The following is a 23,895-nucleotide window of genomic DNA, read 5'->3' as shown; positions in this document are numbered from 1 at the left end:
TGATTAAAATTGCTATAATCTATCTTGCTTGCTATTTCCTTCATTTGAAAAAGAAAAACTGAATGGTTTTGTCCAACTGCTATTACCAGCTTTATATTTAGGATTAAGAAACTTCAACTTATCACTAGATGTTCCAATAAAAATAGTTTCGTCTGTTTCATTATAGTACTGAATGGAATTAGGCGTCATGTTTATAGACTTGCCACCTATTAATGCACCGTCCACAGTTCCTTGCCAAGATGAGTTAACATTCTGAACCTACCGCTAAACCTTCATGAATCATATCTTTCCAGATCATCAAAGAGTATTGATAAATTTTTGCCGACATATATTCATGTAGAAAAAAGGATATTACCTATTATTTTACGGATACAGCTTCAAACACGGACATAAAAAGACCCCTCTATACAATCTAGAGGGGTCACGATCTTGTGAAACGCTAATTAAATTTAACCCTCTCGAAATGGGGCTGACCCAAAAGTGTTCGCATGAAAGAGAGAGTCCCAAATTTTACGCAAATAAACCTTCAAATTCACTAGTAAAGTGGAGATGAAGGTTCTTTTTATGCACGAAGTCCCGTTCAAAGTGGGAGCTGAAAAATTATAAACTTGCTTTTGGGACAGCCCCATATTTGGTTCTGAGTAATTGATGTGAGACTCCACAGCGGGAACACGATGTTATAAGATGTCGGCTGCTTTCAACTCTCATAAATTACTGACTATGATTTATTAAATGAGCAATCTCTTTTACTCTCTCCATTGTAATTCCTTCTCTTTGTTCAACTGCAAGTGGATGATCAGTCTGTTCTAATTCTATTAACGGAACAGCGCCAACTTCTTGTGTATGCACCATAGTTTTCAACGACAGTGTAGTTATTGGATATATTGAAAGTTCCGTCGATAACCAACCAAAATATGGTTGTTCATTTTCTCTTCCTTGTACGTGCAATAATTCATTGGATTTCAAAAAATTTTCTTCACTAAGTGAAACCCAAACACTCCATATAAATTTCTCTTTACTATCAATTATCGGTATTTCAATATGCCCTCTAATAAAAAAATACTGTTCATCAATTACGCAAAAATCTCTAATTAACTCTGTTCTTTTCTCTTCTGGCACCGTGTAAAAATAGTATGGCGCTTCCATTCCGTAACATAAAGGAACTTCTCTTAACTCATTGTTACAATGAGGGCATTTCATGGTTTCTACTCCTCCTTTTAAACCATCAATTTCCTTCGACCGACTTATTTATCTTATGATTCCTATCTTGGCTAATATCGTCAGTCACATAAAGTTAATTCTATCTTGCTTCATTTCTCCCCTTGACCGTCTAATGTGTAAATCTCTAAACTTTGCAATAGTGTTGGTAATTAAAAACACAATTAGAAATCGAAATAATAGACATCCTTCTCATTAGAAAACAACTGTATAAAGTAGTTTTGAAATTCATTGATATCAGTCTTATCTTGGTCGTAGTTAATTTCAATTACAGCTTGACTATTTAATATCTCGGACGCTTCTTCATTAAGAATGATTTCAATACGATTACGTGTAACTACAAACTTTTTTATACCACCGTATAGTGACTGTGATTCGCCATTATAAGTGATATGAACTTTATCAAATCCTGCTTCCATATCCTCCTCATTTGGATTCAATGTTTTTTGAAGAAGAATGTACTCTTGTGTGTCAAACTCATCGTCAGCAAAACCAATCATTAATACGTCTATTTCTTCATCAATTTGTGCATATAAAAAATTAGCATGAAGTAAAGTTTTCATTGTTACCTCCATTTTTTCTTCTTATTTATCCAACTCGTATATTCTCTTCATTGTATACAGTTTCGTTAATCTGATCCCGAAGTTTCAAATTAACCAATCCAAATCCCTTGAAAAATAACATAGTACAACATGCTATTTTCAGAATGAAGTCAAATCTTCAATCATTTTACTTAATATTTCTGAATCTTCTCCCCAGTTCAAAATTTTTGCTGTTATTTTAATTCTTTTCATTGAATCAATAGCACATTGCTTTAATTTAGGATCAATTCCTCCAGTTATTTTTATCTGACCAAAAGCGATAGCATATGTTATCATATCACTTTGTGTCATGTTCATCTCGTCAGTTTCTGCTATTTTTTTCACTTGATCTTCAATGAGGCTGCTAACGGGAATATATTTCATTCCCCATTCATTTTCAATAATATATTTAGGGAAATCCGCAAAATTCAATTTACTTTTATTTCGCATATTTTCGGTTAATATCGACAATGCATCAGACCCTTCATCGCTGCCGAAAGGTGCTTCTTCATCGGTGCAGTCATAATAAAAATCGTCTGTAAAATGTTTAACAAAATGAGGATGGGATGTCTTTGGATGAAGTCCTATTTCCTCATCATCAAAATATAAATGATCTATAAAATCAAAATGATTATCAATCTGATAGCCTTTTTTTAGTTTTTGTGTAATAAGCTTTTCAGCTTGTTTGATGCATTCTTCTTCAGATTCAAATTCTTTGATTTCATATTTTCCCGTAACGCCTGTCTTTCCGTAATTAACAACAAAGTCACAACCGCTATAATCTATCCACCAAAATTTTTTAGATTTTTCGTCATGATAGGTGAACGCATTTTTCACTCCAATTCCTCCATTTAAAACAAAATGACAATCCTAATTCACATTTCATGTCACTTTGGACACATCCGATTTACAATATGTTCTATCAATTCAATAAGGAAATCGCCTTGTTCGATACTCATCATTCTTTTTTCCTGCTTGTAATCCCATCCATTCTCAATTGCATACTTGATTAAAGTAACGCATGTATTGGGCCTATGAAGGTTGATACACCCATTCATCCCGTTAATTATTGCAGTATCCACTTTTCCTCAAAAACAGGTTCAGGAGATTGAATTAATGCTTTCTCACTCCGAAACCAAGCTACACGTATCTGTCCGCTCAATTTATATTGAATCTTATAATGTTCACCGAATGTCTTAGGAACTGGTATAAATGGTGTCTCATTAGACTTTACTTTCTGAACAGAGACAAGCGTTCCACCTAGTGATTTTATTTGAGTCTCAATTTCATTACCGCTCTTTTGGTTAGCTGCGGTAATCAACATGATTGCTAATGGTATACAGGGGACAATAGTCATGACGATAGAAGCAACCATTTTACTCTCATTTTTTTTAACAGAACCAAAATAAATAGCTACCCCAGCCCCAGGGATAATGATTAAAAACATTAATAACATTGCGATCTTGCCGTAAATAGGAAGCATTATAAAGCATCTCCATGTATAAACTGTAAATGAAATCCATGTTTTAATGTATTACTTATCATTTTCTGAGGCACAAGAACCTAAAAGGAACAACAAACAATCGTATTGTGTGTTGCTCATAGCATTGAAATAATGCTTTTTCAATTGTTTCAAATACATTTGAAAAAGCACTCAGCCTATTATCTATAATCAACTTGTCATGCTTGTACCAGTACCTGTATCAGAACTAGGAATTGAATCCTCGTAAAAATTAAAGGTCGGGTATTTAGCGCATGTCCCTAATTCAATGATTTATTTTCAAGAAGCGCACTCATATTTTTGTGGACACCAATCATGAAGTCCTTCAAAAAATCATCATAACAAGCTATGTCAACTAATTTTTCTAAATCGCTGATCTTTGATCGTAAATCTTCATCCATTTCAAGAAACTCCAATGATTTTAAATATATTTCAACCTTGTTTCGATTACTTTGGTTATTCAAATCCTCATTTATCACTACTGATAGCCTAGAAATGCATTCTATCGCTAGATCTCTGCCTATTTTTCCTAATTTTTCAAATACTTGATACTCTGTTTTGATGTACTTATAAGGAGATCCTTCATTAAATTCACCTTGAAGTGCTTCTTCCCAATAATTTAAAATTTCCTTTACATTCTTACGATTAATACTGTCTAAGTGAATTTCAAATTGCTTGTCTTTGTCTTTAAGCTCAGGAAAACAGGTATAAAACAAATCTGGTTCTATTGTTTTTCTCATCATTAAGCTGTAATCGACATAGTCATTCCCTGTTGCTGCATAATAAATAAAGTTATTTGATTTATCTAAGCTGTTCAATTCAGATGTTGTGCCCAGCCTCTTTGTTGCATTTAATGCAGCAAGGAAAAATCCATCATTGAAAATCCTTTTTTCATATGCGATTACTGGTATGTCTTTATCCGACAAATCTTCTAAATGATCTACATCCTGTACATCACTTGCAATCTCTTCACATTCCTCGATGATTTCTTGGCTTATCCCCATATCGCTTGGATACAGTTGATACGTAAAATCACCTTGATTATATTTAACTTCTTGTTTCCTCTTTTCGGAATAGCTCGAATAATGTCTATCTACATAATTTCTAAATGAATCTTCTGTGTTTATGTAAATATAAAAACTGTTATGCTCATCCGCATACAGATTGAAAGCATAGACATCTTTGTTATTCTCTGAATTTGCAAATTCATTAATGACATACTTGCAGCCTTTAAACAATGCATCTTCCAGCTCTTGAAATGTTACCAATCGAACATCTAATGGAACATTATCTGTATATACAATTCGTCCGTCATCGGTTTTGATGTAGTATCCAGATTTTACTCTTGTTTTATTATCGTCTAACAGTTGGCAAACACCTGTGTAATATAAGTTTATTTGAAGCAGCTCCCTTTTAATTAGATAGATAATAATAAAATCCGTGTTTCATCAAATGTTATTGGGTCTAATCCCCATGTATCGTGTCAGTGCTTTGCGTACTGAGTCAGTGCATCTCATTCCGTAGCTTCCATAAAGCCGTTATAACGGCTTTTTATGGACTTCTATCCAACTTTATTATATATACGTATATTTCTGTGTCTTTTTTAACAGTTTATTATTGCAACAGATGGTATACTCTTATATAAAATTATAGAGTAAAGGATGGTTTGCATGCCACGAAAAATACTTCGTAGTCAATCATCACAGTATCCATTTTCAGTCAAACTAAATGAAACAAGGGTTATAGCACGTGAAGGAAAAGGCACGATTACGAGTAGAACAAACGAATGGATCTATGTAAAACTCGATAGTACTAATAAAATCATTAAAACCAGCATCTTTTTTGTTGAGTTACTTGAGACCGCATAATAGCGGTCTTATTTATTCTCAACTTCCCATTCTTAGTCCAATTGCGTGCTCTGCCGCGTAAGAATAATCGTTTAGACCTCGGGCTAATGCCGACCCACCAAGCACGCCAATACCTGCTATCCAAGCTGCTTCCATACGGCTGAAATATTTATTTTATTTAGTAATTGGCTTTAAATCACTAAACGCTAAACAAGCCCCACGATTTGTATCATGAAAAACGACCATAATAGTCAATTGATCATCCTTGACATCGAAAGACAGAATCGTGCATTTCCTACCTCGATTTTTCGTTTTTCTTGGATTGTCTGGTGCAACTATATAAGTACTACCAATGGAAAGATTAATCGAATCAATCATTTATAATCTGCAACCCTTCTCATGTTGTGATTTTAACCTTGCTCAAAAATTGATCAACGATCTTCTAAATTGTGCATCAATTATATTTTGATCTGTAGAACCAACAATCCTTTTCGTTTCTTTCCCATTTTTATCAAAAAAAACAAGGGTAGGAAATCCCGGCGATCCGTATTTTTTATATAAGATGCTATCCTCATCCAGTAGTATTGGATAACCAATCTTATATTTATGGACATATTTATCCACTTCATCACGATCATCTCGATTGATCAGATTAACACCATATAAATTAATTTCATTCTTATACTTTTCATAAACAGATACAATTTTAGGAGCATCTTCCTTACAGTACGGACACCATGAAGTGAAGAAAAGAATAGCTGTTGGCTTATCTCTAAAAATAATGCGCTCTTCGTTTCCTCCCAAATCCTTTAATGGTATAACTAAGTCCATTGTATCTTTACTCTGAACGTTATTAAAGATCGTAACTGCTACCACACCTAAAATTATGATTGAAATCATAATTGCAATTTTTTTTCGAAACATTTAAGTAGCTCAACTCCCAAAAAAAATAGTCACTCATTTCGTCCTACCCGTCTGATTCCCCATCACAGATGGTATATTCACTATGATTACTTATAGAATAACACTCTTTCAATCCAGCTTTCTGAGAAAGTAGATTACAGAAGGAAATTGCATCATTCCAAGAAATATTCACGATCCGTTTAGCTCCCCCCATCCACTAATTCAATAAATTCCTAAATATCCCTGCTTGTCGCTCTAGAAACCAAACAAAAAAGGGCAGCACTCCCCATGGAGTAACTGTCCCTATGCTTGCGGCTTTTTCAATCATTTCTTTTGCTCCGGCACTACGATAGGACTACCATCATCTGGGATATGACAGAAGGGAATATCGACCGTAGTTTCCGAAAGGGGGGTAATTGTCGTAGCTGACTCCTTGGCAAGCACCAAATGTGGAATATATCGATATAAGGCAGCGATTGTAATCAAAACTGCGACCACGAGCGTGTATTTGTATTTCTTCACGTCCAATCCTCCTAACTGGCACTTTCATCATCTCCCATTAAATTCAGGGATGGCTTTAAAGATCAGGCGATCAGCCAACACCTCTTCATCCGTGGAAGCATCTAATACCCCTTGTTCCTTCTGTGCACCAATAAAAAATTTAGCGTTTTCTACGGCTGTATTCACGCTTGGTCTCCAGTAGTAATCTTTCAAAAGCTTCTCATTGGTCGCCAAATCCGCGCCAACTAGCTTATAGTCCACTTCCAGCTGAGCAGCTTCGGTTTGGTGTGTGCCCACCCACTCCGCTGCTTTCAAAATAGCGCGTGTATAGGCGGCTGCTTTTTCAGGATCTTTCTTCGCCAGCTCGCCACTGACGAAGGAATAACAGCAATAGCCTGATTTATATGGCTCGTCGTGGGCGTTGCTTAAAATGCGCACATACTTGTTCTCATCAATCGACTTTTGAGCGGCTGGATCCCACACGATGAAGGCATCGATTTCTTTTTTCTCCGCAGCCGTAACCAACTGATCGGACGGGTACACTCTCCATTGAACGTCCTTCTTCGGATCAATACCCAGCTTTTTCAGCTCGATCGAGAGTGTAATCATAGGGCCCCCGCCGATGGCATCTACACCGATGATCTTGCCCTTCAAATCTTTGACTGCGGTAATACCTGAATGGGCAGGGGCCACTGCTTGAATACAACCCGCATGAAGACCTCCGGTAAGCTTCACATCTAACCCTTGTTCAGCAGGCTTAAACCAGGAGAAATTGCCCTGCGTGGCATCTACCTTGCCAGTAGCAATCCCATTTTTCAGTGTATTGAAGTCCATCTTTTCCATAACTGGCTCCAAGCCTTCCGCTTCAAAAAAACCTTTCTTCCAGGCTACAAAAGTCGGAGCTTCACAGGTACTGCTTGAGTAGGCAACCGTTATTTTTTTGCCTGTTTTGAAGCTTGTCGTTTGAACACCGGAAGGTTTAGTCGCTGTGCTGCCCGCCAAATCTGAGGGCGCTTGACTTGCCTGAGGAGTTGCCGTATTCTGCGACGAATCCGTCGCACAGGCTGTTAACAAATGAATCATGATAAAAGCAGATGCTGCTCCAGAAACCGTTCTTTTCGCCATGGACATATTTTCCATTTCCCCTGTATCCTACCTTTCCAATTTTGATCGATTTTCAATCTGGCACCTTGTTGGTTACGAACAGTTTATAGGCTTCCTCTCCTTATTATTTTCATAGAAACGCAAAAAAACTAAATCCTTTTCCCCATTTATGAGAGGAAAGAATTTAGTTTCCAGCGAACTGGTCAACCAATTCCTAGTAATCCAATGGTATTTAAAGTGGCAATATATGGTACTTATTCTATGTATACATTCGCTTGCTGTCAATACTTTAACTTCATAAAAATAATCGGTTGACAGAATTTCGAACTAATGATAAATTCGTATTAATTTAATGGTAATAATTGTATATATCGTGTTCACTAGTTCACTGGAAACACAAACCGTCCTTAGCGGTTTGTGTTTTTTTATTTTAATAAAGGAGGTCACAAGCATTTATGGAAACTGCCGAACCACTGATACTCAATCGAGGTGTTCGCTCATCCCGCTGGGTTCAGACTGTCATTTCGAAACACGGGCTCCCGCTCCTTGTGCTTCTACTATCTCTCAGTGTTCACCTGTTGATCCCCAACCGTCAAATCGTAGCTTCCAACACAACCTATGCGTCTATTTTGCTTATACTTGCAGCCTATTACGCGGTATGGCTCACCCTTGCGGTATGGAAATCTAAGGTGAAACAAAAGCTGGGAGAACACGCTCCGCTTGCTTCACTTAGCTTCTTTCTCTTCGTGCTCTGGGAGCTCCTTACCCAAAAGTGGGGCCTGCTGCCAATGCCCTATTTCCCCTCACAAATCAAAGTGCTCGATGCGCTCATCAGCGAATTCGACAGTCTTGCCATCAGCACCGCTTACTCGCTAAGACTGCTTGTTCTTGGTTATACGATCGGTACCCTATTAGGCCTCGCGACTGGCATTCTAATGGGATGGTACCAACAATTCCGTTATTGGGTCAATCCCTTTATCCGAATCCTGGGCCCGATACCCTCTACGGCTTGGATTCCTATCGTACTTGTCATTTTCCCTACGAGCTTCTCAGCTAGCGTCTTCTTACTTGTCCTTGCCGCATGGTTTCCAGTCACCGTTATGACATGGACAGGAATTTCGAATGTGAATAAGTCCTTATTCGAAGTTGCTAAGACGCTGGGAGCGACGGAGCCGTACTTGATTAGGAAAGTGGCGATACCTGCTGCTTTTCCGCAAATTTTCATTGGCTTATTTATGGGAACCGGAACTTCCTTCGTTACCTTAATTGTCGCTGAAATGCTTGGCGTTAAGGCGGGGCTCGGATTCTATATCACTTGGGCGCAAGGCTGGGGCGAATATTATAAGGTGTATGCTGCTTTATTCATAATGGCTCTTCTATTCTCAGGAATCATTACTCTACTTTTTAAAGTGAAGGACAAAGTATTGATCTGGCAAAAGGGGCTGATCAAATGGTAGCAGCCACAGAAAGAGGCAGTATTTCTATTCGTAAAGTGAGTCGCGTCTTTCAAAATAACGAAGGAGCCGACCTCACTGCGCTCAGCGGCGTGAATTTGAAAATCAAAGCGGGCGAATTTGTAACCCTAATCGGCCCCAGCGGCTGCGGCAAATCCACACTGCTGCGGCTCATTGCCGGCCTCGATCAGCCAACATCAGGGACGGTCTCTTTGGATGGCGAAGTCATTAACGGCACCCACTATTCAAGGGGGTTGGTCTTCCAGGACCCTACTTTATTTCCGTGGAAAAATGTGTGGGATAACGTGGCCAGCGGCCTGGATGCTCGCGGTATTCTAAAGCAGCAAAAACATGAGGTCGATGCCTATATCGATCTAGTCGGCTTGAAAGGCTTCGAGAACGTTTATCCACATATGCTATCTGGGGGTATGGCACAACGCGCTGCTCTGGCACGCGCTTTGGTGAACCATCCGAAGGTGCTTTTGCTTGACGAACCGCTTGGCGCACTTGATGCCTTCACGCGCATGAATCTACAGGATGAAATTTTGCGCATCTGGCGCGAACGCGGAACAACGATGGTTCTCGTCACACACGACATCGACGAAGCCATATACCTAAGCGACCGTGTCATTGTCATGACACCGCGTCCTGCAGAAATCAAAGAAATTGTGAACATTCATCTCCTCAAACCCCGCATACGCAATAGTAAACAATTTTTCCAATATCGCTTGGAGATTTTGGAAATACTTCAATTAGTTCCAGAGAAAATTTGATGCCTATACGAAATGAGGTTACTGATGAGAACTCGATTGCTGCTTTACCTCTTCTTAGTTCCAGCCTTGCTTAGCCTCCTTCCGGGCTGCGGTTCGTCCACGACGGCGAATGCGGCAGCATCCGTAGCTCATGCACCAGGTCAGGAGTTGAAGATTACATTCTCTACGAATCCTCAAACAATAACAACAGGAGCGTCCGTTAACTTGACAGCAGTGCTGACCAAAGGCAGTCAAACTGTCAAAGACGCCAATGTTGTCCTTGAAATATGGAAGGCGGAGCAAGAGGACGGCGCTCATTTCCAGCAGGAAGCGAAATATGATCCTGCGAGCGGGTATGTGCTGAAAGGTTCATTTGTTGAGTCTGGCGTTTATTACGTGCTTGTCCATGCGACAACTGCCGATGCCCACCAAATGATTTCCGCTAAAGTCAATGAAGTAAAATAAGCTGGCACTTGGAGGCTTGCAACAGTGAAAAAAAACGCACAATGGGCCATACTTGCTGTTATGATCATTTGCATTGGTCTTGTCTTTTATCAGCATCCGTCCCCTTCCAAATCTACATCGCAACCAGGAGAAGGCGTCGACATTGGCTTGAAAGCTCCAGATTTCACGCTTGAAGGACTAGATTCGCAAACTTATCGACTCGCCTCATTCCGTGGGAAACCGACGATTGTGAACTTCTGGGCTTCTTGGTGCGGTCCTTGTGTCGATGAGGCGCCGAGCTTTGCGAAGCTGCATGAGGCATATGGGTCACAAGTCAACATCGTCGCAATTAATTTAACAACGCTAGACTCGCTTGAGAACGTGCAAGCTTTCGTGCAGCGATACCATTTTCGGTTTCCTATACTACTCGATACAGCGGGCGATACGGCTGCCAAGTATCGTATACAACCAATTCCCTCAACCTTTTTCCTCGATAAGAATGGCGTTATTGTCGATGGTATGCTGGGTGCGCTAGATGCGCAAACCTTGAAGCAAAAAACAGATGAATTGTTAACAGGAACCTAACGAATTGGATACCTTTGAGATAGCAGACTGCCGTTCATGCGAATTAAGATGCATCCTCTTGCGATAGATACTGAAAAAGAGTTCATGACTGATATGAATTGCTTTGTTCACGATCTAGCGGGGAGGTTTTTTTATGCGCAAAAAAACAGCGACCACCTCTCGTCTTCTTCCGAGAGGTGGTCGCCGCAGCCTTCAAACCTTTTTAGCGTAGGAGTCAGCCTGCTTTCTTATAAAGGAAGTTCTTTTTCACCAATTCCACATCCGCTTGGTTAACTGCGCCATCGCCGTTAATATCCGCTGCTGATAGGGCATCTTCCGTTGACTTGCCGATATTGGCACCGATAATAACAGCATCGTAAATGTTGACCTCTTGATCAGCCGCATACGTATTTCCTGCGCGCAGCAAGCCATCCGCAGTCCCGCCGTTTTCTGAAACTGCTAAATTCCCTATATTGGCAACTTGTCCGGCCAACACCGTAATCTGACCTTTTACAGAGAAATAATGCTTCAAATTGGCGCTCACTGTATACGTCCCACTTGAAAGATCCGACAGTATAAAGCTGCCATCTGCTGAGGAAACAACTTTCGTTTCCTTCCCTGTTTCCTGCTGCTTGGCGATAATCTCGATCCCCAGTTGCGATATACGACCTTCTGCTTTAACGTTTCCTTTCATCGTCCCTTTTTGCTGCGGTTGGCCTGCAGGCACGATGTCCGCTTGACTTCGAGGGAATATTTGTCTCGTGCTGCGAAATACCGAGCTCGCTCCAATAATCTCGAATTTATTGCTTTCACCTTTAGGTAGTCCTTGTAAGTACGTTTTGAGATCCGGCTGATCCAATGCGTAAACAACTAACGTCCCACTGCCATCCGTGATGGAGACGCCGCCATCTCCTGTCGTGTAATTACTTGTAATCCAGACGTTTTTCACTTTGACAAATTGTCCCTCGTTTGTTTCGCCAACCTGATTCACCGGCAGGTCAACTGGCTGCGGGTCAGGGAAATTATTCCCAGACAACGGAGTGACCGTGAACGGATATTTCAACTCCAAATCACCATTGTAGTCCGTTAAGTTACCCGTAATTTCAATTTCAGAACCCAGCGTCAGTGAAGCTGCCTCGTTCCCAAAAATTCTTAATCCCGCTGTACCGTCATACAAATACGCATTCGATTTGGGATAGACAGCTGCTACTTTCCCACGTACGGTAACTTTTCCGCTGCCAAGTTCACGCGCTTGAGCAATCGTTGTAGAAGATGCCCCCCCTGCTGTAACGGTTGTTAGGTTACTCTCCTTTTTGCCAGCAGACGTAGCCGAAACATAGACCGACTGTAAGCGGGTAGCACTATTGTTAAAGGTGAACGTAAATGCGCCTGCTGCGCTAGCCGTCACAGTTCCAATCTTGCTTTGCTTGGCGGCGCTATTATATAGCGTAACGCTAGACGAAGGAGGCACAGAGCCATTTTGTCCCGTAAGCTCAGCAGGTTCGTTTGTAGATTTAAACGTAATCAGACTGGCCACTGGGGAAGATGTATTCTGCTCTCCACCGTTTTGTGCGGGAACAATATCAGCGAGAGAACGCGGATAGATTTCCCAAACATTGTTCCACACCGATACGTTTCCGACGATATCATATTTATTTTGTTGTCCTCTCGGCAATGCCTGAAGCGCCGTCAACAGAGGACCGCCTTTGAATGGCGCATAAAGCGCGACGGTGGCTCCGGTCTCGTCCGTAAGGTTAACGCCCCCATTACCTCCGTTATAATTGTCGTTGATCCATACGTTTTTCACGGTAATGAGCGAGCCTTCGTTGGCATCCTTAAACTGATTTAATTTCAGTTCAAGCGGCTGTGGGGTCGGAATGGTGTTTGGAGTCAATACCGCAATTCGGGCGTTTTTAAACTCCAAATCTTTATAGAACTCTTGCACATTGCCATCCACTCTTACCTCTTGACCGATTGATAGTTCATTCGGAATTTTGCCATATAGATGAATACCGCCAGTTGCATCCTGTATAAAAGCATGGTCAGGTGCGTGAATCGCCGTCACTTCGCCAATAACCTGATACGTACTGGTCGTATTCCACTTGGCGCGCACATCCGCAATCGTGCTTAATTGTCCCGTTGAGCAATCTGTCGTTGGATTATGGCTCGGGTCTGCGGGATCAAAGGGCGTATAACCCGCATCCTTCGCCTCTTGTTTGTTATAGCCAAAGAACACTCTGAATTCAAAAGGAATATCCGTATATCGTTTAGGAATGTAGTACTTCTTCGTCCGATAATCGGCCACATACCGTTCCGTACAACCAGCAGCGCGATATTCGTAGGCCAGCTTAGGCAGTGGATTAGCGGGATTCCAGATGCCTAGTCCTTCCGAAGCAGTCTTCCTTGCAGCTGCTCCATATTCTTCGAAATACAGCATGTTCGGATAAATGTAGTAATTAACGGCTGCCCCGCGTCTGAGCATTTCTTGGTTCACATCCAAATTGTCACTCTTCCGAAAGATGTGCGCGAGTAGTCGACCATACAAATCCACCTTCACTTGATCAAGCTGAAGATTAACGGCCGTCCCCCTTGGAATAAGGGAATTGAGCACATCCGTCGCCTGAGCGCCATGCGGACTTTGAGCGACTTCAGGAGCATCAATATTCAGCATTCGGACAATGCTGACCGACTTACCTTCCACTTGAATCGCTGGTGTAAATGTGATGGTGTCACCGTCCGTGACACTCTTCACCGTAACCCCGATCCTGTCATTATTGTCAAAAGCGGCTTGAACAATCGTTTCCTGATCGGAGGAGGCTGCGGAAGATTCCGCATACCCCGTTCCGACAAAACCTGTGAACAGCACGATCAAGCTGAGCGAAGCGTGCATGATGTAAGTCGTAATTTGCTTCCAGCTATGGAATTCCTTCTTTTTCATGGATCTGCTCCTCCGGATTTTAATTATTCATATAGCCGACATATTGAAGCAATCGCTTCAGCATGACAGCTGCTTGCGCACGGGTTGCTGGCTGCCCTGGTTCGAATGTTTGATCGGTCATTCCTTGCATGATTCCCGCATCTAACACCTGACCCAAAGCATCAATCGCCCACACACTCACTTTATTTTTATCGCTGAGCTTGTCCAAAATCATCGTAGATCCAGCTTTTGATTTCCCTGAAACTTTCAGCGCGCGAGCCATCATAATCGCCATTTGTTCACGAGTGATTCGGTCTTGGGGCTTGAAATATCCCTCTTCAATGCCTTCAATAAGACTGGCCTTCACAGCGGAACTGACGGCTCCGTAGAACCAATCACTGGATGAAACATCCTTAAAGGCAGCCCCCTTCACATTCGTTGGCAATCCCAGCGCACGAATGAGTATAGCTGCAAATTCAGCACGTGTGATAGCCGTATCTGGGCTAAAGCTGCTGTCCGTTGTGCCTTCTACGACCAACTTGGATGCTAGCAGCTCCACATCGGGCTTCGACCAGTGACCTGCAAGATCCGAGAATGTTTTCTTATGCTGAATGATCGCATACGTACTATTCATCGAGCTTAGAATCACACCAGTAAGAACACCGTCAATTGTTTGGAATAGAGTTGGTACGTAGACGGGTTGATTATTCTCAAAACGAACCCCTGTCAGCTGCTTGTGATCAAGCCCGGACGGAAGAGCAAACGTTCGCTTGACCAAAGTCCCATTGAAATTGTCTATGATCCGTGTTTGGCCGCCGCCTTCAACAGAAATTGTAAACTCAGCTGCGGACAACAGCGTCATTCCTTGTCGACTCGCTTGAAGCTGATCCAGCTTCGAGCCGGTTATTGCTGTCAGCTTGATAATAAGTTTCAGATCTTTGAGCTCTACGCCTAGTTCCTTCGCCTTCTCTACGAGGCTCAATAAGTGGATAGGAAGCTCATACCCGACTGAACCAGACTGCACGACAAGGTTAACATTGGGAGCATCAGCGGCACCAGAAGCCAATACTTGAGCATTGAACTGCAGCTGTACCGTTGATTCTGTCACATCAAGAGGAATCGTAATTCGCTGTGCCCCTGCACTAGCTCCTTTCAATTGACGGAAAGCGTCAGCCAGCATCTTATCGTCGAAAGTAACGAAGGCGGTCGTTTCTTTTCGGGTAATTTTCATCGCTTCTTTTGGTAAAGTGATGCCATTTGGCGATAACGTTTGTGCCTCTGTTGGTTTTGGTGTCGGACTTGGAGAACCACCACTTGTTCCGCCACCACCTGAGCTGTAACGATTTGTCGTCACGGCCAGCGTCAGTTTCGAACTCCAATTGCCACTCGCATCGCCAGCTTGTACCTCAAAAGTATATGCCGTATTGCTGTAGAGCCCCGTCACGGTGTACCCGTATACGTCCCCAGTCACTGTAGTTAGAAACTTACCGTCTTGATAAATGCGGTAAGCTGTAACCTTCATGTTGTCCAGAGCTTGCGGCCATTTTAAGCTTGCTGTGGTGTAGCCGATATCACTCAACACTAGCTTCGAATTGGCTGGCCATGTTGGCGGTTGTTGATCGCCATAGGTAAGTGTCGTTACGGTTACTCTTGGCCCATTAACACTCCAGTTATTAGCGGCATCGCCAGCTTCTACGCTGAATCGATAGCTTGCATTTGGTAATAAATCGTTCACGGTGTAAGAAGATTCATGGGTAGTGACCACTTCTTGTCGATAGACTGCATGGGTGACTGTACTGTAGACACTGTTTAATACTGAGTCAGAAGCCAGTCGGAGATCTTCTTTGAAAATCTTATACTGCGTCACACCTACCTGATCACTAGCAGGCGTCCATTTTAACGTAACCGACTGATTCGTTACCTGCTCCGCTTCGAGCTTGCTGTTTATCGGCCATGTTGGCGCCACCTGATCAGGCCCACCCTCATTTACATGAACGACTAACGGCGTTCCTTTTACATCGAAAGGTAGCTTCCAATCGCCCGTATGCGAAGAAGGATTTCCTGCCAATTTAACTTGTCCCGCTTCAAGAATAAGGCTAGTCGGACCGACGAAATTACCAGTCGGAATAAAGGTCAGCTCCGCGATTGTAGCTGCTTTCTTCCCAGATACGCCTTCTGTTGCTCCACGAAGCATGGAGGCAAAGTTAACTTTACCTGCTTTTATATCCGCTTGATTGTATAGTTCAATTGCATCCTGCTCAGCGAATAAAGTTCCGGCTTTCACTTGAACGCCAGCTTCGCTGCTGTTATTATCTTGGAGCTGCAATCGCGCTGGATCATAAGTTAGCTGAACTTGAGCGCCGTGAACATCCGTGTACTCATAAACATTTACTTGTACTGTGAAAGGTTTGCCTGCTTGCACTTCGGTCTGCACTGTAGCCAAGGAAACCGTCGCTTTACTTGTAGGGGTGCCCGATTGAAGGTTAATCTGGACAGGACCTGCTAATTGAACCGGGATGGACATGCTCCCCGCTCCCCCTGGATAAGCAGCTAGCTTGACGCTGTCAGTTGGTAAATCTAGTGTAGTCATTCCCGATTCGCTAATCGCCTCGAATTTGACTTTAGCGATAGAGATCGGCTCTGTGCCATTCATACCAGCCGATTCGCCAACTAGTGCGCCTGCAAACGTGGCGATTCCGATGTCAGGTTGATCCTTTTGAATATAAGTAACGTCCGCATGATCGTTCCAAAGCTCTCCAGGTAGAAGTTGAGGTTCCACAGAACGAACAACCTTTAGTTTTTGGGGATCATATTTTAATTGAAATTGAGCGCCATATACGCTTGTAAATTTATTCACCAGCACATCAACATCAAAAACCTGCCCTTGCTTCACCTTGTTTCCATCAGGAAGGTTAATCGATACTTCTGCTGCAGCCACATTAACCGTTGAGGTTGTGAAACTCCACGTCAGCTCACTGACATTAACATTTCCAGCTACGTCTTGTACCGATTGTGCTGGCACGTTAACCCTGTAGGAGGTAGTATTTGCAAAAGGCGCATGTGAGATAAGGAGTTTACTCCCGCTCACAGAAGCCTGAACTCCCTCTACGAGTTTGTTATTTTGGTCTTTAATTGATACATTTTGTATCTCCAAACCCGCAGTGATCGGCATATTGAAGACGACCTCTACAGGCGCATTCCCCACCACATCCGCTGCTCCGCTTGCAGGCGTATGAGATACTTCGGTTGGCGGCAATGCTTCGCCAACCAGCGGCACAGCTATCACTTTGCTAGCTGGTTTGTTTGGTGCCCATGCCACCACATACACTGTTTTTAATTGATTCACATTGTTAAAAAAGAATTGAAACGATCCGGTCGCTGTTGCCGACACGCCACCCAAAAACTCGCCTTTGTTGGCGCTATTATAAAATTGAATGTCGGCGCTAGGCTCTACGGCTCCGTCCTGACCGATGACCCCGGCAGAAGGTTTCGTATTTTCAAACGTCATTTTCTCAGCAACGGGGTCCGTGGTTGGCGGAAACACCACCGCAGGCAACGCCACTGCGACACTTTCATTTTTGCCCGGCACAATCGCCGTCACATAGATGGTTTTCAGCGATAATTCGCGAGTAATGGATGCTTGGAAAGCACCATCTGGTCCTGCATCTATACGACCAAGCTCATGCTCTTTTGCCGCATTGTCATAAAAAGTGACAATCGCATTGGCCTCAACAGCCCCAGCCTGTCCAGTGATGAGGGCACTTTCAGGAAAAGTGTCGTTATAAATAACACGATCCGCGATTGGTGCTTTCGTTGTTTCATCGAAAGATTCTGTCAGTACAACATCCACGCTTTCGGTTTTGCGCGGTGCTCTAGCCGTTAGAACAACCGTTTTATTCATTGTTTCATCATTGAACGTCAAATCAAATGCTCCTTGGGCTGTTGCTTTCGTCCGGCCCAATACCTTGCCAAGCGCTCGATCATACAGAACAACGGTTGAACTAGGCTCAACGGCTCCATCCTGGCCCGTAACTTGTGCCGATGAAGGATTTGTATGATGAAATCTGATTAGACTTGCGCCTGGCGCTGCTGTTTGCTCTGTGTTCGTATTGCCGGTCAAAGGACTCCAAACCCATGCAGCGATTGGCGTAACTTGCGTAACTTTCTTCCAATCCTCCGCTTTATTCCTATCTAAGATCGTGCTGCGCTCGAAAGCAGAATCTCCGTCATTCAAATCATCTTCTATGATAAATGGAGAGTCCGGATAAGCTAATTTGAAAATAAGCTCGTCCGCTTGTTGGCCATCCGCTTGCCAAAGCACGAGCTTCTCTGCTCCTGCTAATAGGCCAAACGTTGAACCGCTTGGCACTTCCACAAGGGGAATTCCGCTATCAGCAGTTCCCGAAGTGCCCGAACCATTCGTCTCTGCTACGACCAGTAAGGATTTCGCTTTGATGATGGTATGAGCGGGAAAGCTCCATTTGGGATTCGCTGTCTCAGGCGTCTTATAATCATTCATCTGCCAGTTTGTCAAATCAATATCATGATTCGTTACATTAGCAAGCGTAATCCAACTGCCATAATGACCTACATGATATTTAGCAATCAATACTTTATCTGTTTCAGGAGCCGCTGCTTTAACGGCTGTCGCCGTGCTCTCCGTCTTTCCAGGAGCCTTCGCAGTTATGTATACTTCTTGCAGAAGCGACTCATTGTTGAAAGACGTTTGAAAGGAGCCCTCTTTGGTGGCTGTTGCCGTGGCTAGCCATACTTCTTTAGAGCTATCCGTGTATACCTTAACCTCAGCATTTACTTCCACAGCCCCGTCTTGACCCCTCAATTGAGCTGGCGTTGATTGGGGCGTAGCGAATGTTATTTTGTCCGCAAGCGGTGTCGTCGTTGAGACTGGACTTCCCGTTAACGGTCCCCACTCCCACGCCAGATCTGGACGTTCTGCATTGTCAATTCGCTGCCAATCCTCTTCTGTATCGGTATCCACTGTGGATTTTCTTTCGAAAGACGAGTAGCTATTTTCAAGACTATCAGCAATAAAAAATGGAGCGTCTGGATAGGCAAACCTGAAAGCTAGCTCATCCTGAAGAGACTCTCCCTTCCATAACTGAAGATATTCGCCGCCTGGAGAAAGCGTAAATGCAGCGATATCAGGTGATGCGACTACCGGAATTCCATGCTCGCTGGCTCCAATGGAGCCCGAGCCGCCTACTTGCTCCACAATTAATAAGGACTTCGCTTTAATCGTAGTATGATCAGGGAACTTCCATTTAGGATTCATTTTGATGGGCGACTTATAATCATTCATGTACCAATTCGTCAGATCGATATCGTGATCGGTAACATTCGCCAAGGTAATCCAAATGCCATAATCTCCATTATGATACTTGGCAATCAACACCTCTTGACCCTTTGCGGCAGCAGCAGTGGGCAGATTTCCTGTCAAACTACCGAATAGTCCGAGACACAGTTCCGCCACTAGCAGGATTGCGATCCATAATTGACGATTCCAATTCCATCTTGCCATTGTTATCCTCCATGTCTTTATAGAGACTGAGTTAAGTCTTGTGTTTACAAACAAGCCAATACCCCGATTCAGCCTCTCCAACAGGAAAAGGCTGAATTCGGGTAAAATCAACTTTTATACTTACCTTACCAGTGCCTTAACTTAAGGCGTAATGTCTGCATTGGTACGAGGAAATAACTCGATCGTTGTATTAAAGACAGAGCTCACGCCTACAATGCTAAACTTGTTTGCAGATGACTTCGGCAAGCCTTGCAAGTAGGTTTTCAAGCTTGTTCCTGCTTGAGCGTACACGATCAAATCATTTGTGCCGTCTGTTACAACGATACCGCCAGCGCCAACCGTATAGTCTGATTTGACCCAGACGTTAGATACTTTTACTAAGCTTCCGGCATTCGCTGAACCTACTTGATTAACAGCAACAACCGGAGGCGCAGGTAACGTAATCGTGTTGGACGATTGGACTTGAACCGCAGAAACGTCTAATTCCAAATCGTTGTTATAATTGTTCAGTGTTCCTGTTACAATAACTTCTTGTCCCACAGCCAAAGTGCCTACTCCGCTTGCTTGATACAAGCGAATACCGGCAGTCGTATCTTGAATCCATACGTTGTTCGTGCCGAGGACGCCTGATACTTCACCGCGAACGGACACAATAGTACCAGCTGCTGCTGAACGAACAGCTGCTACGTTAGCTGATTGAACAGGCGCAGTTGAGAATGACCATGTTTTTAGTCCATTGCCGTAAACACCCGTCGAATCTGTTACATACCCCGCAGGAATCGTAACTTCATACTTTTTCCCAGCTTGCAAAGTCGTACCAGCAGGAAGGGGAAGCGTCAGCGTTTTATTCCCATTAGAAAGTGTTGCCGAGCCAATAGCTACATTAGCCAGCACCGTTGAATTTGATTTATTTAAAATCGTTGCACTACCAGCCGCTTTAACAAGCGCCTTATCAAACGTAACGCTCAAGGCAGCATTTGTTGCCACGTTGACTGCAAGATCAGCAGGTGTTACAGATTGTACGACAGGAGCGCTTGTCGTTTGTGGAAGCGGAGCCCAAGCGTAAGCTTGTACACTTGCACCAGTGACAGCCTGCCAATCTGCAGCTGTGTCCGTGTCAGTCACCGTTTTGCGTTCAAATGAAGTGCCGCTTGATGATGAACCAGAAATCGAAAAGCCTTCTACTGTATTTGGAGTCCCCCAAGCCACACCATCAACAAGGGCATTGCTTGCATTATAAATTTCAACGCGATCGCTGGCGCCAGCGAAGTTAAAGTTTCCACCAGTAAGCGTCGCTATGCCTTGAGCCGCAGAACTTGAATTACCTGCTGTCTTTTCAATAACGAGCAGCTTTTTAGCTGGAATCGTCGTTCCCGATGGGAAAAACCATTTGGCTTGTGCAACGCCGGAAGAACTGTAGTCTTGCAATGCCCAGCCTGTCACATCGATAGGAGCTGTGCTTAGGTTCGCAATCGTAATCCATTCTTGCGCATCTGTCGAAGCGTTAAATACTTCTGCGATAACAATGCCTGTAGAAGCGGCATTTGCTTGTGGAGCGATTGGGGACAAGCTGGCAATTAGCGTTGCAGCCACGATGGCCGGGGCAATTTTATTGAAAAGCTTCATTTGGTTTTTCCTCCTCAAATTTAAACAAATTGGATAACTAAGCGCTAGGGCAGTTAAGTCGAGACTCTGTTGCCTAGACGATCCTGATCTGCAAGATGATGATCGCCGTCACTGTAACCATGTTTCATCTGAAGATTCCATCCGAAAACGGTCATTAATCTCCCCCTTTCCAACAAAAAAAGTCCTCGAGAAACAGCCATATAACCTGGCCGTCTCGAGGACCTTATTGCACCAACGAGTTCAGTATAGCATGTAATTTGGATAAAAATGTTAACGCAATGTACGAGCAGTCTAAAGGTTATTTGGATTTTCTTGAAACATTTCGTATCATTTTCATTTCGGACACATCTTGTTCCCTTCCTTTTCGTCCAGCATGAACCTGAACGGAAGCGAAGCTAATTCTTTACATTGCGGGCATAATGCCTGCACGTCCTCTCTTAGAGGTGGGATCAATAGTAACCTTACCCTAATCCGCAAAGTGCCATCTGCTTGTTCATCCACTAACACACGCTCACATTTTAAACAACTGTACCCTCTCGTCAAGTTTATTCCTCCCTTCTCCTTTTCCCGTACAGGCTTCTCGGATGACTTATAGCTATAGGCATTATGTAATAATATGTTAGTTAAAATAAATATAGGGATATTATGTTTGCTAGATGTGAAATTGACATTAATTTTTGATGTTATCACGAAAAAGTGTTTTGTTAGCTATCCCAGAAAACTAGATAGAAAAGAGGCAAAAACCAACTCAAGCAAACTGAGCTGATTTTTACCTCTTTATTCTGAAATAGACAGACATTGAATTAACGACTACTTGGTGTTCCAGGCACTTTGAAAAGCGGGCCCCACTGGACCCGTGGAAATATCGGTAGCGCCAATTTCTCCCCATAGGCCAGCATAATTGATGAACGCCTGACCATTCAGCGGATGTTTTAATTCCCCAAGATTAACGACATGGTAGTACGTATTTGAGCTGCTTCCATTACCTGTGTAATCATTGGGAAGCACACCACCTCTGGATTGCGTGCCAGCGGTCGGATAACTCGCATGGGTACCGATAGCGGAGTACAAAACGGGGTGCGTATAATCATTGGTCAATTTTTGGCTGTTGGTTGCAAGAACGCCATCCTTTGTAGCGAACTGGAGTTGAGATGCGGAGTAATCTTTCCCTTCCCCATTATGGGCGGCGAAATAGGCAGAAACGAAGCGCTTGCTGCTATCCACAGTAACGGTGATATGCTCCCAATCGCCTTCGTGATTGAAATCCAAGCCAGCGACGGATGGGGCATCGTTATAAGGGTAAAAGAACCAATATTGGATGTCATAACCTCCAGCCGAAACGCTGCTGGGTTTCACATGAGCATAGGCCTTCCAGTCTGCGCTGTCCGATGAACCCAAATGTACGGTATCATCCATGTGATTATCGTTGGGTGGCTGCAGGAAAAAGCCCTCGTCTGCCCTCGTATTGCGGGCTTGACTAGAAAGGACGTTATCCCCTGAATGGGAACATACCCAGTTTTTGGTTTGGTGAGCCTGTTGGGATAGATTGGTTTGCGTAACAGATCCAAGAGCTAGGATCTGGTCGTCACTGCAGCCACCATCGTGGTGAAAGCGCATAGATACTCGTTGAAGATACCAGTCGATGCTTGAAGGTTTATTGTCTTCATCCGGATGGAGATATAGCTTAGGAGCATATTGCGTTAGCAGTGTTTGCTCTAGACTATCCTCGATTCCGTCTAGATCAGCGTCAGTAATCGCATAGGAAGTGGTGGAAGCAAACAGAGATCCAATAACGACGGAAGCGAGAGCGGCGCTCACCATTACGTAGCTGCGCCATTTGGTTGTCCATTTCAAGGGTACCGTGTTCATTTGATTCATTTCCTCCTTCAACATTTTGGTGTAGTATAGGATGTCTAGACAACATCTATTTTTATCATAGGCCTTATTTGTTTTCGGGCTGTTAGTAGCGCGTTAAGATTTTGTAAGAAGAAAGCACGCCCGGGTTATATCTTTTACACTCATCCATGAGTTTGATAGGATAGAGGCAAGAACGGGTCCAATCCACAGCGAAGATGGGGATGAAACGCATATGACGAATCCAACACGAATTACTTATTATTTGAAAATCAAAGAAGATATCGATCAAAAGATGAAGAGTGGGGAACTGAAAATCGGTGATCGCCTGCCTCCAGAGATCGAGCTAGCCCGCCAGTTTCAAGTAAGCCGAGAAACCGTACGCGCTGCCATGAAACAACTGGAGCTCGAAGGAAAGTTGGATGTTAGAAAAGGCGTAGGGCGTTTTGTGAGGCATCCCTTACCCTCTATTCCAAGCAGTATTGAAAGGTTCATTACGACTGAAGACAGCATCCGTTCGGCTGGATTGATAGAAGGTCAATTGGAGCAATCGATTCGAACAGCGTCTTGCCAAGAGGAATGGGCTCGCTTTCTAAATATTTCAGTAGGGACTCCAGTGATCATTAATGAGAGGACCCGAACGGCCAACGAAGAACCGGTCGCTCATAATATTAATATCATGCCTCTAGCCTTGGTCGAGCAGGCTTTTCAAAAAAAGTCCTTGAAGGGATCCTTGGCTCGCTTCCTAGAGACGGAATGCGGCATTCGATTGATGGGTACGAATACAGAGCTAGTCGTTCCTCATCATACAGACCCGATATGCAAGAAACTTCAAGTTAAACAGGACACAACCGTCCTCTTAATGAAACAATTGCATCTCGATCAGCATCATAAGCCCGTCTTATTCTCGTATGATTATTTCCGCAACGATGTTTTCCAATTCTGGGTGAACCGCAGACGATAGTTGGAATCCCAACGGTAATTAACAAATTCTTCATGTGAATTTGATTAACGGTTAACAATCCTCCTCCATAATAGGTATTGAAGATGTCTAGACAGCATTTCAATAATCTAAAAAGGCGGGGGAATA

18 protein-coding genes and 1 pseudogene are annotated in these 23,895 nt (G+C 43.3%); 5 read left to right on the top strand and 14 right to left on the bottom strand.

Annotated features, from left to right (window positions below):
* Positions 1–12 precede the first annotated feature (12 nt).
* The 10 genes and pseudogenes from GK047_RS02455 to GK047_RS02410 all read right to left on the bottom strand — a co-directional run bounded on the left by GK047_RS02455 (position 13) and on the right by GK047_RS02410 (position 7,676).
* A complete protein-coding gene (locus tag GK047_RS02455) occupies positions 13–225 on the bottom strand; it encodes a hypothetical protein (RefSeq protein ID WP_163940738.1) in 213 nt (70 codons plus the stop codon).
* 486 nt (positions 226–711) lie between these two features.
* Positions 712–1,200, bottom strand: coding sequence for a DUF2199 domain-containing protein (locus tag GK047_RS02450; RefSeq protein ID WP_163940736.1), 489 nt, complete (start codon positions 1,198–1,200; stop codon positions 712–714).
* Between the two features lie 182 nt (positions 1,201–1,382).
* Entirely contained in the window at positions 1,383–1,781 is a 399-nt protein-coding gene (locus GK047_RS02445; protein WP_163940734.1) for an Imm10 family immunity protein, read from the bottom strand.
* A 138-nt stretch (positions 1,782–1,919) separates the two neighbouring features.
* A complete protein-coding gene (locus GK047_RS02440; RefSeq protein ID WP_163940732.1) occupies positions 1,920–2,636 on the bottom strand; it encodes a WGR domain-containing protein in 717 nt (238 codons plus the stop codon).
* A gap of 229 nt (positions 2,637–2,865) precedes the next feature.
* A complete protein-coding gene (locus GK047_RS02435) occupies positions 2,866–3,282 on the bottom strand; it encodes a hypothetical protein (protein ID WP_163940731.1) in 417 nt (138 codons plus the stop codon).
* Between the two features lie 278 nt (positions 3,283–3,560).
* Positions 3,561–4,568: a DUF4303 domain-containing protein gene (locus tag GK047_RS02430; protein WP_163940729.1), complete on the bottom strand. Its 1,008-nt coding sequence runs from the start codon at positions 4,566–4,568 to the stop codon at positions 3,561–3,563.
* Positions 4,569–5,567: 999 nt separating this feature from the next.
* Positions 5,568–6,071 carry a TlpA family protein disulfide reductase gene (locus tag GK047_RS02425; protein ID WP_163940727.1) on the bottom strand — a complete coding sequence of 168 codons (504 nt, stop codon included), beginning with the start codon at positions 6,069–6,071 and terminating at the stop codon, positions 5,568–5,570.
* 46 nt (positions 6,072–6,117) lie between these two features.
* A pseudogene (locus tag GK047_RS29430) lies at positions 6,118–6,261 on the bottom strand (formylglycine-generating enzyme family protein); the annotation flags it as partial.
* Positions 6,262–6,374: 113 nt separating this feature from the next.
* Complete coding sequence (locus GK047_RS02415) at positions 6,375–6,572, bottom strand: hypothetical protein (RefSeq protein WP_163940725.1); 198 nt, start codon at positions 6,570–6,572, stop codon at positions 6,375–6,377.
* Positions 6,573–6,599: 27 nt separating this feature from the next.
* Positions 6,600–7,676 carry an ABC transporter substrate-binding protein gene (locus GK047_RS02410; RefSeq protein WP_163940723.1) on the bottom strand — a complete coding sequence of 359 codons (1,077 nt, stop codon included), beginning with the start codon at positions 7,674–7,676 and terminating at the stop codon, positions 6,600–6,602.
* Positions 7,677–8,110: 434 nt separating this feature from the next.
* On the opposite strand from GK047_RS02410, the gene GK047_RS02405 reads away from it, so the two are divergent.
* From GK047_RS02405 to GK047_RS02390, 4 genes are read left to right on the top strand one after another with little or no spacing between them, the layout of a single operon-like run.
* On the top strand, positions 8,111–9,112 hold the full coding sequence (locus GK047_RS02405) for an ABC transporter permease (RefSeq protein ID WP_163940721.1): 1,002 nt from the start codon (positions 8,111–8,113) through the stop codon (positions 9,110–9,112).
* Positions 9,106–9,882: an ABC transporter ATP-binding protein gene (locus GK047_RS02400; RefSeq protein ID WP_163940719.1), complete on the top strand. Its 777-nt coding sequence runs from the start codon at positions 9,106–9,108 to the stop codon at positions 9,880–9,882. The genes GK047_RS02405 and GK047_RS02400 overlap by 7 nt, the downstream gene beginning before the upstream one ends.
* Before the next feature lie 24 nt (positions 9,883–9,906).
* Positions 9,907–10,326: a FixH family protein gene (locus GK047_RS02395; protein WP_163940717.1), complete on the top strand. Its 420-nt coding sequence runs from the start codon at positions 9,907–9,909 to the stop codon at positions 10,324–10,326.
* Between the two features lie 24 nt (positions 10,327–10,350).
* Entirely contained in the window at positions 10,351–10,890 is a 540-nt protein-coding gene (locus GK047_RS02390) for a TlpA family protein disulfide reductase (RefSeq protein ID WP_346010275.1), read from the top strand.
* A 214-nt stretch (positions 10,891–11,104) separates the two neighbouring features.
* On the opposite strand, the gene GK047_RS02385 is transcribed toward GK047_RS02390, so the two are convergent.
* The 4 genes from GK047_RS02385 to GK047_RS02370 form a co-directional block, all read right to left on the bottom strand.
* Positions 11,105–13,807 (bottom strand): thermonuclease family protein, encoded by a 2,703-nt coding sequence (locus tag GK047_RS02385; protein WP_163940715.1) that lies wholly within the window; start codon positions 13,805–13,807, stop codon positions 11,105–11,107.
* Positions 13,808–13,826: 19 nt separating this feature from the next.
* Positions 13,827–19,325 carry an S-layer homology domain-containing protein gene (locus GK047_RS02380; RefSeq protein ID WP_163940713.1) on the bottom strand — a complete coding sequence of 1,833 codons (5,499 nt, stop codon included), beginning with the start codon at positions 19,323–19,325 and terminating at the stop codon, positions 13,827–13,829.
* Positions 19,326–19,466: 141 nt separating this feature from the next.
* Positions 19,467–20,951 (bottom strand): lamin tail domain-containing protein, encoded by a 1,485-nt coding sequence (locus GK047_RS02375; RefSeq protein WP_163940710.1) that lies wholly within the window; start codon positions 20,949–20,951, stop codon positions 19,467–19,469.
* Positions 20,952–21,761: 810 nt separating this feature from the next.
* On the bottom strand, positions 21,762–22,820 hold the full coding sequence (locus GK047_RS02370; RefSeq protein WP_163940708.1) for a Vps62-related protein: 1,059 nt from the start codon (positions 22,818–22,820) through the stop codon (positions 21,762–21,764).
* Positions 22,821–23,040: 220 nt separating this feature from the next.
* Here GK047_RS02370 and GK047_RS02365 point away from each other — a divergent pair, with 220 nt between their 5' ends.
* Positions 23,041–23,769: a GntR family transcriptional regulator gene (locus GK047_RS02365; RefSeq protein ID WP_163940706.1), complete on the top strand. Its 729-nt coding sequence runs from the start codon at positions 23,041–23,043 to the stop codon at positions 23,767–23,769.
* Positions 23,770–23,895: the final 126 nt, after the last annotated feature.

The organism is Paenibacillus sp. SYP-B3998, assembly GCF_010820665.1.
In the GTDB taxonomy this organism is placed as follows: Bacteria; Bacillota; Bacilli; order Paenibacillales; family NBRC-103111; genus Paenibacillus_E.
The sequence above is the reverse complement of the archived record's forward strand: the minus strand, read 5'-3'. Positions and strand labels throughout refer to the sequence as shown.